This window comes from Pseudomonas sp. KH_040, assembly GCF_057839305.1.
In genome coordinates this window covers 2,478,881-2,493,999 of sequence record NZ_CM174487.1, presented here as the reverse complement: position 1 = coordinate 2,493,999, position 15,119 = coordinate 2,478,881, and the positions used below count along the sequence as shown (strand labels likewise).

The following is a 15,119-nucleotide window of genomic DNA, read 5'->3' as shown; positions in this document are numbered from 1 at the left end:
TCAATTGTAGGAGTGAGCCTGCTCGCGATGGGGGCCAGTCCAAGCACCAACAATCTAAGGCTTGCGCAGCAAATACGTATCCATGATCCAGCCATGCTCCGCCCGCGCCTTCTTGCGCACCCGCTCGATCTCGTCCGCGACATCCGCCAGCCTGCCGCTAATCAGAATCTCATCCGGCGTGCCCAGGTAAGCCCCCCAGTAAATCTCGGTCTGCTGATCGGCCACCCGGTGATACGAATCCTCAGCATCGAGCATCACCACCAGGCTGTCCGTATCACTCACCTGCCCTGCCGCCAAACGCCGCCCGGTGGTGATTTCGATGGAACGACCGATGGTGTTCAGCGGCACCTTGTGCTGCGCCGCCAACGCCTGAACGCTGGTGATCCCGGGAATCACCTCAAACTCGAAGGCACAGGTGCCCGAGGCCAGGATGGCCTGGAGGATACGCACGGTGCTGTCGTACAACGCCGGGTCGCCCCACACCAGGAAACCACCGCACTGGCCGTCAGACAATTCGTCATTGATCAGGCGTTCGAAGGTCTGCTGCTTGGCACGGTTCAGGTCATCGACACTGGCCATATAGTCGACATCACCGCGTTCGCGTTCCGGGCTGTGGGCTTCGACAAAGCGATAGTCAGGGTCGTCGATGTAGCGCTCACAGATCTCGCGGCGCAAGTCGATCAGCTTGTCCTTGCTCTGGCCTTTATCCATCAGAAAGAACACATCGACACGGTTCAGCGCTTTCACGGCCTGCATCGTGATGTAGTCGGGATTACCGGCACCGATGCCGATCACCAGCAGTTGTTTCATCAAAGTGCTCCTTGAACGTCGAGGCCCGGCAGACGCAGGCGCCAGCGCCCGGTGAAGCGCAATTCGACCGCTGACAACGGTTCGACATCAATGTCATGAAACGCCGAACCGCGCATCACGTGGATCAGCGCGGCGCGGATGACAAACGGATGCGTCACCGCCACTACATGTTCTGGTGTGGTTTGCAGACTGCTCAGCCATACCGCCACGCGCTCGCATAACTGCGTCACTGATTCACCGCCGTGAGGTGTCGCATGGGGATCTTCGAGCCAGGCGTGCAACGCCGCGCCTTCAGCGTTTTGCAGGGATTTGATCGATACCCCATGCCAGCGCCCCCAGTCACAATCGCGCAGCGCCTCATCAACCTGCGCATCCGCGCCAAACCACGCCGCAGTCTGGCGCGTGCGCAACTCCGGCGCGCAAATCAAACGTCGCGCGGCGTCGAAACGCTCGGACAATTCGCCCGATGCCAGCCCGATATTTTCAACAGGCTCATTCGTAGGAAAACACGCCAATTTCTGTGCGACGGTTCGCGCATGGCAAATCAATGTCAAACGAGTGGTCTGCACAGGTATCGCTCCGGTGGGCCTTCATGAAAATCAGCGGCGCAAAGCCATTCTGTCGTTAATTGTGCCGTAAACCGAGGGCTGCAGGGCTGCCGGATCGCCTCGGTCACAGCAGAAAAAAGCACAAATACGGCGATTTCTGACACTGCCGTGGGCGATGGACTACAAGCCCGATCGAATTACGTGTAGCCCTTGTTACACGGGCATCTCGCTTCATTCCGGAGCCTTTTCAACACACTGAAAAATTCACTAGACATGTAACGTCAGTTACATAAATACTGTTTTAACGGATTATGAAGCGAATTCAACACCCTCATCCAGCAGGAGCCCGGATGCCCCCTCTCAGAGACCTGATCACCGATCCCGGCCTGGATCTTACGCCGTCGGAGCGCAAAGTCGTTCGCGCCTTGCTTGATCAGTACCCACGCAACGGTCTGGGGCCGATGGCGCGTCTGGCCGAACATGCCGGGGTCAGCGATCCGACCATTGTGCGGCTGGTGAAAAAACTCGGCTTCGGCGGTTATGCCGAATTCCAGGAAGCACTGCTCAGCGACATGGACCACCGCTTGCGCTCGCCGCGCACGCTGTTGCAACCGCGCGCCCATCAGCACAAGGACGACGCCTGGAGCCACTATCTGGGCGACAGCCATCGCCTGCTGGTCGAAACCCAATCGCTGACCCAACCCGAAGACGTGCGCATTCTCACCGACTGGCTGCTCGATGCCCGGCATCAGGTGTACTGCTTCGGCGGGCGCTTTAGCAGCCTGATGGCCACTTACCTGCTCAATCACCTGCGCCTGCTGCGCCCCGGTTGCTTCGCTTTGGAAGACAACGCGCAATTGCCCGATCGCCTGTTTGATCTGCAACGCCAGGATGTCGTGCTGCTGTTCGACTACCGCCGCTACCAGACTCAGGCCCTGCGGGTCGCCAGCGCGGCAAAGAACAACAACGCGCGCGTGGTGCTGTTCACCGATATCTATGCCTCGCCGCTGCGCGAGCTGGCCGACCTGATCATCAGCGCGCCGGTGGAGTCGGCGTCGCCGTTCGACACCATGGTGCCGGCGCTGGCGCAAGTCGAAGCGCTGATTGCCTGCCTGACCTTGCGCACCGAAAACCTCGCCGATCGCCTGGAAGGCATCGATGCCCTGCGCAACGACTTCAACACCCACCTGCTGGAGGATAAATAAGGATGTTCAGCCTTCCCCACCGCTCGCCACGGGATCTGCCGTTTGTCACTGACCACACCGCATTGTTGCTGGTGGACATGCAGCGTGCCTGGCTCGAACCGCAGTTCGACGCGCACCTCAATGGGCCTGAGGCCGAGTATTTCCTGACCCGTGCGCACATGCAGGTGGTGCCCAACCAACGTCGTTTGCTCAGTGCCTTTCGCGAGGCGCGGCAGAACGTGCTGCACACGATTATCGAGAGCCTCACCGCTGATGGTCGCGACCGCTCGCTCGACCACAAACTCTCGGACATGCACCTGCCCAAAGGCAGCGTGCAGGCCAGGATCATTGAAGACCTGACCCCGGTGGAAAACGAAATCGTCCTGCCGAAGACGTCTTCGGGCGTCTTCAACTCGACCAACATCGACTACGTGCTGCGCAACCTCGAAACCCGTCACCTGATCATCTCCGGCATCGTCACCGACCAATGCGTCGACATGGCCGTGCGCGACGCCGCCGACCGTGGCTATCTGGTCACGCTGGTCGAGGACGCCTGCGCCACCTACAGCGCCGAACGCCATCACGCCTGCCTGAATGCGATCAAGGGTTATTGCTGGATCACCGACACCGACACCGTGCTTGGCCGCTTGCAGGAGATGCAGCCATGAGCACGCGCCTGACGCCGCTACCGATGACCACGCTGGTCACCACCGACCTGATCGGCATCACCCGCGGCCGCTCGTTTCCCACTGATGAGCTTGAGCATTATCAAGCCGCCGGGTGCGGCTGGGTGCCGGCCAACAGCGCGTTGACGCCGCAGGACATCATTGCTTCGACCAATCCGTGGGGCGCGTATGGCGACCTGCGACTGATTCCCGATCTGAGCAGCCGCGTCACCGTCGGCAATGGCCCGGACGCCGATGCCCCGGCGCTGGATTTCATCCACGGCGATATCCGCGAAACCGATGGCCGCCCGTGGGGCGCCTGCCCGCGCACGTTGTTGCGTGATGAAATCGAACGTTATCGCGATGGGTTGGGCTTGCAGGTCAACGCCGCGTTCGAGCACGAATTCAACCTGCACGCCGGTTTCGCCGAGCACCTGGCGTTCTCTCTCGAAGCCCAGCGTCAGGGCGCCGCGTTCGGCGGCTGGCTGCTCAGCGCCCTGCGCGCCGGCGGAGTCGAGCCGGAAATGTTTCTGCCGGAATACGGCAAGCACCAATACGAAATTACCTGCCGCCCGACGCTCGGCGTGGCGGCAGCCGATCGCGCCGTCAACGTGCGCGAGATCACCCGCGAGATCGCCCGGCAAATGGGCCTGGACTTGAGCTTCGCGCCGAAGACCGCCGCCGACGCGGTGTGCAACGGCGTGCACCTGCATGTCAGCCTGCTTGATCTGGGCGGTCTGCCGATGCTCTACGACGTTGGCACCAGCAATGGACTGTCGAGCCTCGGCCAGCATTGGGCGGCGGGGATCCTGCACTACTTGCCGGCGCTGTGTGCGTTTACCGCACCGACGCCGGTGTCGTACGAACGCTTGCAGCCGCATCACTGGAGCGCCTCCTACGCCTGTCTCGGCCAACAGAACCGCGAAGCAGCGCTGCGCATCTGCCCGACGGTGACCCTTGGCGGCAAGTCCGTGGCCAACCAGTTCAACCTCGAATTCCGCGCCATGGACGCTACCGCCTCGCCACATCTGGCCATGGCCGCGCTGTTGATCGCCGGGCGTCTGGGCATCGAACAGCGTCTGGCGCTGAACGCGATCACCGATGAAATTCCCGACTCACTCAACGACGAGCAACGCCAGGCGCGGGGCATCGTTGCCCTGCCCGCCTCGCTGGCCCAGGCGCTGGATTGCCTGCGCAACAGTGGCGCCTTCACTGCATGGCTGCCCAAGCCGCTGCTCGACACCTATTACGCCCTGAAAACCGAGGAACTGGCGCTGACGGAACAGCTCTCGCCCGCTGACTTGTGTGAGCACTATGCACGCCTGTACTGAATCCGCCGAGCTGGGGTTGTACACCCGACCGGCCTACAACCTGAGCCGCGCCGACTCGACGCACCCGTTGATTCTGGTGTGCGAACACGCCAGCCGCTACATCCCCGAAGCTCTGAACAATCTGGGCCTGGACGCTGCCGCCGCCGCTGAACACATCGCCTGGGACATTGGCGCGCTGCAACTGGCCGAGCAGTTATCGGAGATGCTCGGCGCAACCCTGTTGAGCGCCAATTATTCGCGGCTGCTGATCGATCTGAACCGGCCACGGCACGCCCCGGACAGCATTCCGGCGCAGAGCGAGATTTATCAGGTGCCGGGCAACCGTGAACTCGACGAAGCCACCCGCGAATACCGCCGCCAGACCTTGTTCAAGCCGTTTCACGCGCGCTTGCAAACGCTGATCGACGAACGTGTTGCCAAGGGCCAAGCGGTGCGTGTGGTGGGGATTCACAGTTTCACCCCGGTGTATTACGGCCAGCCGCGACCGCTGGAGGCCGGCGTGTTGTTCGGTCAGGCCAAGGCCTACGCGCAACGCCTGCTCGACGGCCTCGGCGAACACCCGCTGAAAGTCGCCGGCAATCAGCCGTACAAGATCGATCCGCTGGGAGACATGACCGTGCCGGTGCACGGCGATGCCCGTGGCCTCGACTCGGTGCTGATCGAGGTGCGCAATGACTTGCTGCGCAGCCCCGAAGCCGTATCGCGCTGGGCCGGCTACTTCGCGCCATTGCTGTAATGAATGAAAGACTGCTGACGCTGTAAACGATGGACCGATAACAACTAAAACGACCGACTGGCTGACAAGGAGTTGCGCTTCATGGAAATTGAAGAATTCGGCTACAAGCAAGAGTTGAAACGTAGCCTGACGCTGACCGACCTGGTGGTGTACGGGATGATCTTCATGATCCCCATCGCCCCGTTCGGTGTGTATGGCTACGTCAACGCCGAGGCCCCGGGGATGGTGCCGCTGGCGTACATCATCGGCATGGTGGCGATGCTGTTCACCGCGCTGAGCTACGGCAGCATGGCCAAGGCTTTTCCGATCGCCGGTTCGGTGTATTCCTACGCGCAACGCGGCCTTAATCAGCACGTCGGCTTTATCGCCGGCTGGCTGATGCTGCTCGATTACCTGCTGATCCCGCCGCTGCTCTACGTCTACGCGGCGATGGCGCTCAACCATTTGTACCCGGACATCCCGAAAGTCGGCTTCATTCTGGCGTTTCTGGTCAGCGCGACCTTCGTCAACCTGCGCGGCATCACTTTCACCGCACGGATGAACATCATCTTCCTGCTGGCGCAACTGGTGGTGCTGGGGATCTTCCTGTTCTATGCGTGGAATGCCCTGCACAACGGTGGTGGTAATGGCGAGCTGACCCTGGCGCCGCTGTATCACGCGGAAACCTTCAACTTCGCCCTGCTGATGCAAGCGGTGTCGATTGCCGTGCTGTCGTTCCTCGGCTTCGATGCGATCTCCACCCTCGCTGAAGAAATCAAGGGCGATCCGGGCAAGAGCGTCGGCAAAGCGGCGCTGATCACGCTGGTAGTGATGGGCGTGATTTTCGTCGCGCAAACCTGGATCGCCACCGATCTGGCGGCCGGCATGGGCTTCAAATCCGCCGACACTGCGTTCTATGAAATCGCCGAAATCGCCGCCGGCAGCTGGCTGGCGACCCTGACTGCTGTTGCCACGGCATTGGCCTGGGGCGTGGCCGTGGCAATCACCTCGCAAGCCGCGGTTTCGCGCCTGCTGTTCGGTATGGCCCGCGACGGCAAACTGCCGAAAGTGCTGGCCAAGGTGCACCCGAAACACAACACGCCGTACCTGAGCATTTATCTGGTGGCGGTGCTGTCGCTGGTGATCTGCTACCTGTTCATCAACTCGGTCGACACCCTGACCTCGCTGGTCAACTTCGGCGCACTCAGCGGCTTCATGCTGCTGCACCTGACAGTGATCAACTACTACTGGCGTCGGCAAAAGTCCGGTCAGGTCGTGCGTCACCTGATCTGTCCGGTGGTCGGCTTCATCATCGTCGCGGCCATCATGTACAACATGGGCGTCGATGCGCAGAAACTCGGCCTGATCTGGATTGCCCTGGGTCTGGTGTACCTGTTCTTCCTCAACAAGCTCGGCGCCAGTACCGCGCTGCCTGACCCGAGCAACGGCTGACAAGAAAAAGAGCGGCGTCTGACAACAAATCAGGCGACCGCCGATTTATCGCGTGGAAACCGACAGTGATAGTCAGGTTCGGCGACTTTGCCGAACCTTTTGATACAGGAGTATATCCATGCTGGTCTTACGCCCAGTCGAACAGACTGATCTGCCCCAGCTACAACAATTGGCCCGCGACAGTCTGGTGGGCGTGACCTCCCTGCCGGATGACAGCGAACGCCTGCGCGAGAAAATCGCCGGTTCCTGTGCCTCGTTCGCCAGTGCGGCAGAGGCTAACGGCCCGGAGAACTACTTCTTCGTTCTGGAGGATCTGGACAGCCAGCGGCTGGTTGGCTGCTCGGAAATTCTCGCCACTGCGGGCTTCGACGAGCCGTTCTACAGCTTGCGCAACCGCCATTTCACCAGCGCTTCCCGCGAGCTGAACATCGAACACGGCGTGCCCGCGCTGTCGCTGTGTCACGACCTCAACGACCACACGCTGCTGCGCGGCTTTCACATCGACGCCGGGCTGGTGCGTACGCCGTTCTCCGAATTGCTGTCCAGGGCGCGGCTGTTGTTCATCGCCGCCCATGCGCCGCGCTTTGCCGAGGCGGTGATTACCGAAATCGTCGGTTACAGCGACGAGGAAGGCCATTCGCCGTTCTGGGATGCACTGGGCAAACACTTCTTCGACCTGCCCTACGTTGAAGCCGAACGCCTGTGCGGGTTGCAGAGCCGCACCTTTCTCGCCGAACTGATGCCGCAATACCCGATCTACGTGCCAATGCTGCCGCAAGCCGCGCAGGATTGCATCGGTCGGATCCACCCGGACGGTCAGGAAGCATTCGACATCCTTGCGCGTGAAGGCTTCGAAACCAACAGCTACATCGACCTGTTCGACGCCGGCCCGACCCTGTATGCGCGTACCGCCAACATTCGTTCGATAGCGCGCAGCCAGACTGCAACCGTGCAACAGCAGCCACAGATCGATGGCCGTGGCCGGTACCTGCTGAGCAACGACGCACTGCACGGCTTTCGCGCGATCATGACCGAACTCGATTATCAACCCGATCAACCGCTGTCCCTCACCCCTGCAATGTGTGCGGCGCTGAACGTGACCGATGGCAGCCCGATCCGGCTGATTGCCCTGTGAAACCCGCGCGGTTGCGCAGCCAACGACAGTGCCCGAACAGGCGCGCAGAAGGAGTTCCAGCATGATTGTCCGCCCGGTCAAAGTCAGCGACCTGCCAGCCTTGATGGCGCTGGTGCAACAGGCCGGCCCGGGGTTCACCACCCTGCCGGCCAACGAAGATCGCCTGTCGCATCGGGTCCGCTGGGCGCAACGGGCGTTCGCCGAACAAGTCGAACGAGCCGACGCGGACTATCTGTTTGTGCTCGAGGACGACGACATGCGCGTGGTCGGCGTCAGCGCCCTGGCCGGGGCGGTCGGCCTGCGCGAGCCCTGGTACAACTATCGGGTCGGGTTGACCGTGAGTTCGGCGCCGGATCTGGGCATTCAACGGCAGATTCCGACGCTGTTCCTCAACAACGAACTGACCGGCCAATCGGAGCTGTGCTCGCTGTTTCTCGGCCATGATCAGCGCCACGGCAGCAACGGCCGTTTGTTGTCACTGGGACGTTTGCTGTTCGTTGCCGAGTTCCCGCACCTGTTCGGCGAGAAGATGATTGCCGAACTGCGCGGCAGTGCCGATGAACACGGTTGTTCGCCGTTCTGGGACAGCCTGGGCCGGCATTTCTTTCAAATGGACTTCAGCCATGCCGATCACTTGTCAGGACTTGGCAACAAATCGTTCATCGCCGAACTGATGCCGCGCCAGCCGCTGTACACCTGCATGCTCACCGAACAAGCACAGGCGGCGATCGGCCAGGCACACCCGAATACCGAGCCGGCGCTGAAAATCCTCCAGGCCGAAGGCTTCATCCACAAAGGCTACATCGACATCTTCGACGGCGGCCCGGTAATCGAAGCGCCGGTGCGCAGTATTCGCACCGTGCGCGAAAGCGTCGAGTTGACCCTGAGCCTCGGTAGCCCGGATGAACAGGCGCCGCTGTGGCTGATTCACAACCGGCGCCTGGAAAACTGCCGCATCACCGTCGCCCGCGCCCGCCGTGTCGGTAGCAGCCTGGTGATCGACCGCCTCACCGCCAAGCGCCTGCAACTGCAACCGGGCAATTCGGTACGGGCGGCGATGCTGCCCAATCAACAGCAACAGGCGGTGGCGGCCTGACGGTCACCACCGCAAAAAGGTAAATCCTTTCAGCAAAAGCGTCCGCGACATCCTGTCCCTTGCAAATTCGTCATGATCATTGACCCATTCGCGTGATAGCCTTTTCATTCTTCGGCGTTGACACCTTTGTTCAAGCCTTTCCATTCCTTTGTATTGGTGGAACTCGTATGACCAGGCTTTCCCATCAAGATTTGCGCCGTAACTTCCGTCAACTGCTGGCTTCCGACACCTGCTATCACACGGCTTCGGTGTTCGATCCGATGTCCGCGCGGATTGCCGCTGACCTCGGTTTTGAAGTGGGGATCCTCGGCGGTTCCGTGGCCTCGTTGCAGGTGCTGGGTGCCCCGGACTTTGCCCTGATCACCCTCAGCGAGTTCGCCGAACAGGCCACCCGCATCGGCCGCGTCGCCCAATTGCCAGTGATCGCCGACGCCGACCACGGCTACGGAAACGCCCTCAACGTGATGCGCACCATCGTCGAACTGGAACGCGCCGGCGTCGCCGCCCTGACCATCGAAGACACCTTGCTGCCGGCCCAATTCGGGCGCAAATCCACCGACCTGATCACCGTTGCCGAAGGCGTCGGCAAGATCCGCGCGGCGCTGGAAGCCCGGGTTGATACGGAAATGGCGATCATCGCCCGTACCAACGCCGGCATCCTGCCAAATCAGGAAATCATCAGCCGCACTCGCCAATATCAGGCGGCCGGGGCTGACGGCATCTGCATGGTCGGAATTCAGGATTTCGATCAGCTTGAACAAATCGCCGAACACCTGACCGTGCCGCTGATGCTGGTGACCTACGGCAACCCGGCGCTGCGCGACGACAAACGTTTGGCCGAACTCGGTGTGCGCGTGACCATCGATGGCCATGGTGCTTATTTTGCGGCGATCAAAGCGACGTATGACAGCTTGCGCGAACAGCGGCAGATCTTTACCCAGGCGTCCGATTTGAGCGCGACCGAGTTGACGCACACCTATACCCAACCGGAGGAATACATTCTCTGGGCCAAGGAATACATGAGCGTCAAGGAGTGATGGGTTGGCCGGGCTGACGCCATCGCTGGCAAGCCAGGCTCCCACAGGTTATGCGGTTCGACATCAATTGATGGTTCAACACCAAACCCTGTGGGAGCTGGCTTGCCAGCGATGAGGTCTGCCGCTACACCGCTAAACCGGCGTCTTGTAAGCCTCCTCCCGCTGCACCGCCCGCGCCTGAATCACATTCAGAATCGCACAGCCCTCGCGCATCAACAGATGCACCGCGCTGGTCACCCGTGTCAGATCACAATCGGAAATGCCCTTGAGGTTGAGACTGGCAAAGGTGTCGGCCAGATCGCGCACGACCACAAACCGGTGCATCGCACAGGCGGCCATGTCGCTGAGTTCTGAGTGGGTATTGAGGAAGAGCACCGGGGATTCGGCGTCGTAGGTGTCGATGGGGAGGAAGCGGGGCATTACTTGGTCGGTCATAGAGTTCACTCCAAATAGGGGTCAGGTGCTGTATTCGACCGGCCAAGATCGTCGCAGAGTTTTCTGCGAACCGAGACTATAAGAGCCGCGCTCAACTGCCACAACGAGAGCTTCTGTCAGACTTTTCGGTATTTTTTGTACGCCGTCCGCGCCTTCCACTTTTCCCACAAAAGCCCCTCACCCTAGCCCTCCCGAAACGTCGGACCGCCCAGAGGGAGAGGGAACTGATTGGGGGATGCTCTGGATCGACGCCGACGTGAGAGACCGCGTTGAATGCGAATTTGCATTCAACTTGATCTGCCGGTTGCCACATGGACCACAAACAACACGGTCAGTCCCCTCTCCCTCTGGGAGAGGGTTAGGGTGAGGGGCCGATTTATCTGGCACCCCGCCGACCTCATCACACCGCAAACCACCTCACCGCGGCTTAATGATCGTTCCCACGCTCCGCGTGGGAATGCAGCCCGGGACGCTCTGCGTCCCACACAAAGCGAACGCGGAGCGTCCGTTGAGGCATTCCCACGCGGAGCGTGGGAACGATCGCTACCTCACCGCGGCTTGGCCAACTCCATAATCATCCGTGACAACAGATAAATCCGCGGCGCCACGCTCGCCACCTCGGCATACTCCTCCGGCGTGTGAATATTGCCGCCAACAATCCCGAAGCCATCCAGCGTCGGTGTGCCAACCCCGGCCGACAAACTCGCATCCGCCGCACCGCCACTGCCCTCTTCGGTCAACTTGCGGCCAATCTCGCCATAAATCCCCTGGGCCATGGCCATCAGACGGTCCGACTCAGGCGTCTGCGGCATAGGTGGCAGCCCGCGTTGCAACGAAGTCTTCACTTCCGTCTCAGCAATCAGCTTGTCCTGCGACACCCGCGCCAGATCCTTCTCGATCCGGTCGAACTCCTCCGGCACCGCCGCGCGCACGTCAGCCTTGGCCGTGGCTTGATCGGGAATCACGTTGGTGCGGTCACCGGCCTTGAGCACAGTGAAGTTGATGGTGGTTTTCTTCGCCTCATCGCCGAGTTTGCCCAGTTGCAGAATCTGGTGCGCAGCCTCCATCGCGGCATTGCGCCCCAGTTCCGGGGCGACACCGGCGTGCGCGGCTTTGCCCTTGACCTCGACCAGTGCCGTCGCGCTGCCCTTGCGCCACACCACCAGCCCATCGGCCGGGCGGCCCGGCTCAAGGTTGAGGGTCACGTCGTGCTGTTTGGCGGTTTTCTTGATCAGGTCGGTGGCGACTTCCGAGCCGGTTTCTTCGCTGGCGTCGAGCAGGAAGGTGATTTGCGCATAGTCCTTGAAGTCGAGGTTTTTCAGGACTTTCAGTGCATAGATCCCGGCGACGATGCCGCCCTTGTCATCCATCACCCCCGGCCCGTAAGCGCGGCCGTCCTTGATGTGGAATGGCCGCTCGGCCGCCGAACCTTCCTTGAACACCGTATCCATGTGCGCCATCAGCAGGATTTTTGCCTTGCCGGTGCCTTTCAGCGTCGCCAGTACATGGTTGGATTTTTCCGGCGTGTTCGGCACCAGTTCGATGGTCGCGCCGAGTTTTTTCAGTTCATCGATGGCGATGTCGCTGACTTGCTTGAGGCCCGGTTCATAGCCGGAACCGGAGTCGATATTGACCAGTCGCTCCAGCAGTTTCAGCGCTTCTGGCTGGTATTGCTCGGCATCGGCGAGCACTTGTTTATGCGGTTCGGCGAAGGCTTGGGCAGCGGAAAAAGCGAGAGACAGGCCGAGGCTGGCGGCCAGCAGGGAGCGAGAAAATGAGAACGTCATGAAGCGATCCTTGTTTCGCGTCGGGGGGATTTAACCGTACCCGACATCGGCGCGAGGCTCTACACCGAATGCGACATCTCCCTGACCACCACCGAACACGTGTAGGAGCTGCCGAAGGCTGCGATCTTTTGATCTTGCTTTTGATTTAGAAAGGCCAAAGTCAAAAGATCGCAGCCTTCGGCAGCTCCTACAGGGGATGTGGGGTATAGCGGTCAAACCGAATCCAGCAACGTCCGCCGCGGCTTGTCATCGCAATTGCAGATCACCCGATTGCGCCCGCCTGCCTTGGCTTCATACAACGCCTGATCGGCATCATTGAGCCAGCGCGTCGCGTCAGCATGCGCCGGATCGTACGCCGCCAGGCCGATGCTCAAGCTGACCTTCAACGCCGGATTCTGCTCATAGCCCAGAATTGCGAAGCGCTCGCGCAACGCCTCCATGGCCTGCGCGGCATTGAACAGCGGCAGATCCGGCAAAATCACGCAGAACTCATCACCGCCATAACGCCCGGCAACGTCTGTCGCCCGCAGGTTTTGTTTAAGTAACTTGCTCAACTGGCGCAACACGATGTCGCCCGCGACGTGGCCGTAAGTGTCGTTGATCGCCTTGAAGTGGTCGATGTCGATCAGCGCAATCGCCGCGCCCTGCTTCTGCCGCTTGCAGCGCTGAAAAGCAATCTCCAGTTGATCCTTCCAGGCGCCGTGGTTGAGCAGCCCGGTCAGGCTGTCGGTGCGGCTCAGGGCCAGCAGTTCGCGTTTATGTCGACCGAGGGTGTAGGCCTGGCGAAAGCAGATCCAGCCCAGCGCCAACGGGTACAGCAGCAGTAACGGGAAGCAGGCGTACATTTGCGCAGGGGTGGTCTGCGGAATGAATGCCGGAGCAAAGACCACCAGCCCGACGCCGACCCCGAGCAACTGCGCCGCAGTGCCTGCCAATAGAAAACGTGAACCACCGATGGCGACGTTGTTCATCGCCATCATCGAAATGGTCGTGGCAGTGGGCAACGGATTGAAATGCATGGCGGCAAGCCAAAAGCCGCCGAAAAAGGCGTCGATCAACAGATTGCGGTGTTCAGCGTGGTAAGGAACCCGGGCGCGGCGTGCCCATTGAAACGCCAGATGCGGCCAGACCAGGCCGTTGAAGAACATCAGTGCCCAGACCCACAGCGGCGGATCGAGCGAGTACATCGCCACGCTCACGCACACGAGCCCCAGAATCAACCCGAGGATGCGCGATGTATAAAGCCTCCTGGCCAATGAAAGTCCCTTTCCTCCGGTATTTCCCATAAGGACCTCGATCACGCACACCGCAGGACGGATGTGCTGGAAGTCTAACAGGGCGACGTTAAATAGCCATCACCGGCCAGCGGGCTGAATAGAGCGACATCAGGGCCGCGCACAGTGCAAATATTTGGCTATACATGAAAGGAGCAAAATGGAAAAACAACTATAAGAAGGAGGCCCATGCACACCTATCTCGTGTTGATCATCGGCAGCGGTTTTGGCGGTCAATGTGCTGCGGTCAACCTGCTAAAAGCCGGAATCGACGATTTTCGCCTGCTGGAGCGACGGGACTTCTTTGGCGGCACCTGGTGCCAGAACACCTACCCCGGCGCGGCGGTGGACGTGCCATCGCCGCTGTATTCACTGTCGTTTGCGCCGTACCGCTGGTCGCAGATGTTCGCCGGGCAGGCCGAACTGCAGCGCTACACCGAGCACGTTATCGAGCAATTCGGTTTGCGCGAACGCGTAGAGTTGCAAGCCGATGTCGAGCGTGTCGAATGGGACGACACGGAAAAACGCTGGGCCGTGCACACCGCCAGCAAAGGCACCTTTTATGCGCAGTTCCTGATCAATGCCACCGGGCCATTGAGCCAACCGGTCATCCCACACTTTCCCGGCCAGGATCGCTTTCAAGGCAAGACTTTTCATACAAACAACTGGGATCACAGCTACGACTATCGCGATAAACGCGTGGCCATCGTTGGTAGCGGTGCCAGTGCGGTGCAAGTGATTCCAGCCATTGCGGAACAGGTCGAGCAACTGCACGTGTTTCAACGCACGCCGCATTGGGTGCTGCCCCGCGCCGATCGTCAGTTCGGACCGCTGCAACGCTGGCTGCTCGGTCTGAAACCCGCCTACAAATTATTGCGCTGGCTGATTTACTGGCAATTCGAAACCCGGGTCATCGCCTTCAAATATTCCAAAGCGGCGATTCACATGGTCCAGCAGCACGCCCTGCGTTTTCTCAAACGCCAGGTGCCGGACCCGCTGCTGCGAGAAAAACTCACCCCGGACTTCACCATTGGCTGCAAACGGGTGCTGGTTTCCAGCACCTATTACCCGGCGCTGAACCGTCCCAATGTCACCTTGCATACCCGCGAACAAGGCATTGCGTCCATCGACGAAACCGGCATCAACACTCAGGACGGTCAGCACATCGATGTTGATCTGATCGTCTGGTCGACCGGTTACGACGCCACCGACGGGGTGATTTCCTACCCGGTCAGCGGAAAAAACGCCGTGCAACTCAGAGAGGTCTGGGCGCAATACCCGCGCGCGTATCTGGGCACCAGCCTGCCGGACTTCCCCAACCTGTTTATCGTCACCGGGCCCAACACCGGCATCGGTCACACCTCGGCGCTGTTCATCATCGAATCACAGATGAACTACATCCTCGACTGCATCCGCACCGTGCAGGCCAAAGGCCTGCGCAGCATTGAAGTGCGCCGTGAAGCGGAACGTACCTACACTGAGATGATTCATCGGGAGATGGAGCGCACGGTATGGAAGTCCGGTGGTTGCCACAGTTGGTATCAAAGCAAGAGCGGTCATGTGATCGCGATGTTTCCCGGCTTCAGTTTCAGCTATCACCGCTTGACCCGAGCGCTGAAACCGGCCGACCACATTCTGTCCTGAACACGT

Annotated in this window: 14 protein-coding genes; 9 read left to right on the top strand and 5 right to left on the bottom strand. The window is 60.5% G+C overall.

Going from position 1 to position 15,119, the window contains the following annotated elements; genetic code table 11:
* Positions 1–54 precede the first annotated feature (54 nt).
* Both cobF and AC3IUF_RS11180 read right to left on the bottom strand, forming a co-directional pair.
* Complete coding sequence (gene cobF / locus AC3IUF_RS11185) at positions 55–810, bottom strand: precorrin-6A synthase (deacetylating) (protein ID WP_007919563.1); 756 nt, start codon at positions 808–810, stop codon at positions 55–57.
* Positions 810–1,379 carry a histidine phosphatase family protein gene (locus AC3IUF_RS11180; protein ID WP_007919562.1) on the bottom strand — a complete coding sequence of 190 codons (570 nt, stop codon included), beginning with the start codon at positions 1,377–1,379 and terminating at the stop codon, positions 810–812. The genes cobF and AC3IUF_RS11180 overlap by 1 nt, the downstream gene beginning before the upstream one ends.
* A gap of 329 nt (positions 1,380–1,708) precedes the next feature.
* Here AC3IUF_RS11180 and AC3IUF_RS11175 point away from each other — a divergent pair, with 329 nt between their 5' ends.
* The 8 genes from AC3IUF_RS11175 (at position 1,709) to AC3IUF_RS11140 (ending at position 9,973) form a co-directional block, all read left to right on the top strand.
* Positions 1,709–2,563: a MurR/RpiR family transcriptional regulator gene (locus AC3IUF_RS11175; RefSeq protein WP_007919561.1), complete on the top strand. Its 855-nt coding sequence runs from the start codon at positions 1,709–1,711 to the stop codon at positions 2,561–2,563.
* Between the two features lie 2 nt (positions 2,564–2,565).
* Positions 2,566–3,210 carry a cysteine hydrolase family protein gene (locus AC3IUF_RS11170; protein WP_489281039.1) on the top strand — a complete coding sequence of 215 codons (645 nt, stop codon included), beginning with the start codon at positions 2,566–2,568 and terminating at the stop codon, positions 3,208–3,210.
* The gene (locus AC3IUF_RS11165; protein ID WP_489281038.1) at positions 3,207–4,538 is read left to right on the top strand and encodes a type I glutamate--ammonia ligase; all 1,332 of its coding nucleotides are present in this window, start codon (positions 3,207–3,209) and stop codon (positions 4,536–4,538) included. The genes AC3IUF_RS11170 and AC3IUF_RS11165 overlap by 4 nt, the downstream gene beginning before the upstream one ends.
* Positions 4,522–5,274, top strand: a complete 753-nt coding sequence (locus tag AC3IUF_RS11160; RefSeq protein ID WP_007919554.1) for an N-formylglutamate amidohydrolase — start codon at positions 4,522–4,524, stop codon at positions 5,272–5,274. Before AC3IUF_RS11165 ends, AC3IUF_RS11160 begins: the two co-directional genes overlap by 17 nt.
* 81 nt (positions 5,275–5,355) lie before the next feature.
* Entirely contained in the window at positions 5,356–6,705 is a 1,350-nt protein-coding gene (locus tag AC3IUF_RS11155; protein ID WP_123593956.1) for an APC family permease, read from the top strand.
* Between the two features lie 118 nt (positions 6,706–6,823).
* Positions 6,824–7,840, top strand: coding sequence for an arginine N-succinyltransferase (locus AC3IUF_RS11150; protein ID WP_489281037.1), 1,017 nt, complete (start codon positions 6,824–6,826; stop codon positions 7,838–7,840).
* A gap of 61 nt (positions 7,841–7,901) precedes the next feature.
* Positions 7,902–8,936 carry an arginine N-succinyltransferase gene (gene astA / locus AC3IUF_RS11145; RefSeq protein ID WP_007919548.1) on the top strand — a complete coding sequence of 345 codons (1,035 nt, stop codon included), beginning with the start codon at positions 7,902–7,904 and terminating at the stop codon, positions 8,934–8,936.
* Between the two features lie 167 nt (positions 8,937–9,103).
* Positions 9,104–9,973 (top strand): isocitrate lyase/PEP mutase family protein, encoded by an 870-nt coding sequence (locus AC3IUF_RS11140; protein WP_007919546.1) that lies wholly within the window; start codon positions 9,104–9,106, stop codon positions 9,971–9,973.
* 132 nt (positions 9,974–10,105) lie between these two features.
* On the opposite strand, the gene AC3IUF_RS11135 is transcribed toward AC3IUF_RS11140, so the two are convergent.
* From AC3IUF_RS11135 to AC3IUF_RS11125, 3 genes are all read right to left on the bottom strand, one after another.
* Positions 10,106–10,408 carry a hypothetical protein gene (locus AC3IUF_RS11135; RefSeq protein ID WP_034152534.1) on the bottom strand — a complete coding sequence of 101 codons (303 nt, stop codon included), beginning with the start codon at positions 10,406–10,408 and terminating at the stop codon, positions 10,106–10,108.
* A gap of 548 nt (positions 10,409–10,956) precedes the next feature.
* Entirely contained in the window at positions 10,957–12,195 is a 1,239-nt protein-coding gene (locus AC3IUF_RS11130; protein WP_489281036.1) for a M20/M25/M40 family metallo-hydrolase, read from the bottom strand.
* Between the two features lie 212 nt (positions 12,196–12,407).
* The gene (locus tag AC3IUF_RS11125) at positions 12,408–13,481 is read right to left on the bottom strand and encodes a diguanylate cyclase (protein WP_007919532.1); all 1,074 of its coding nucleotides are present in this window, start codon (positions 13,479–13,481) and stop codon (positions 12,408–12,410) included.
* A 177-nt stretch (positions 13,482–13,658) separates the two neighbouring features.
* Here AC3IUF_RS11125 and AC3IUF_RS11120 point away from each other — a divergent pair, with 177 nt between their 5' ends.
* A complete protein-coding gene (locus AC3IUF_RS11120; protein WP_489281035.1) occupies positions 13,659–15,113 on the top strand; it encodes a flavin-containing monooxygenase in 1,455 nt (484 codons plus the stop codon).
* The last annotated feature ends 6 nt before the right edge of the window (positions 15,114–15,119 follow it).

Bases quoted from the DNA above. Each gene is read 5' to 3' on its own strand.
- cobF (WP_007919563.1), bottom strand. From the start codon at position 810: ATGAAACAACTGCTGGTGATCGGCATCGGTGCCGGTAATCCCGACTAC.
- AC3IUF_RS11175 (WP_007919561.1), top strand. From the start codon at position 1,709: ATGCCCCCTCTCAGAGACCTGATCACCGATCCCGGCCTGGATCTTACG.
- AC3IUF_RS11170 (WP_489281039.1), top strand. From the start codon at position 2,566: ATGTTCAGCCTTCCCCACCGCTCGCCACGGGATCTGCCGTTTGTCACT.
- AC3IUF_RS11165 (WP_489281038.1), top strand. From the start codon at position 3,207: ATGAGCACGCGCCTGACGCCGCTACCGATGACCACGCTGGTCACCACC.
- AC3IUF_RS11160 (WP_007919554.1), top strand. From the start codon at position 4,522: ATGCACGCCTGTACTGAATCCGCCGAGCTGGGGTTGTACACCCGACCG.
- AC3IUF_RS11155 (WP_123593956.1), top strand. From the start codon at position 5,356: ATGGAAATTGAAGAATTCGGCTACAAGCAAGAGTTGAAACGTAGCCTG.
- AC3IUF_RS11150 (WP_489281037.1), top strand. From the start codon at position 6,824: ATGCTGGTCTTACGCCCAGTCGAACAGACTGATCTGCCCCAGCTACAA.
- astA (WP_007919548.1), top strand. From the start codon at position 7,902: ATGATTGTCCGCCCGGTCAAAGTCAGCGACCTGCCAGCCTTGATGGCG.
- AC3IUF_RS11140 (WP_007919546.1), top strand. From the start codon at position 9,104: ATGACCAGGCTTTCCCATCAAGATTTGCGCCGTAACTTCCGTCAACTG.
- AC3IUF_RS11135 (WP_034152534.1), bottom strand. From the start codon at position 10,408: ATGACCGACCAAGTAATGCCCCGCTTCCTCCCCATCGACACCTACGAC.
- AC3IUF_RS11130 (WP_489281036.1), bottom strand. From the start codon at position 12,195: ATGACGTTCTCATTTTCTCGCTCCCTGCTGGCCGCCAGCCTCGGCCTG.
- AC3IUF_RS11125 (WP_007919532.1), bottom strand. From the start codon at position 13,481: ATGGGAAATACCGGAGGAAAGGGACTTTCATTGGCCAGGAGGCTTTAT.
- AC3IUF_RS11120 (WP_489281035.1), top strand. From the start codon at position 13,659: ATGCACACCTATCTCGTGTTGATCATCGGCAGCGGTTTTGGCGGTCAA.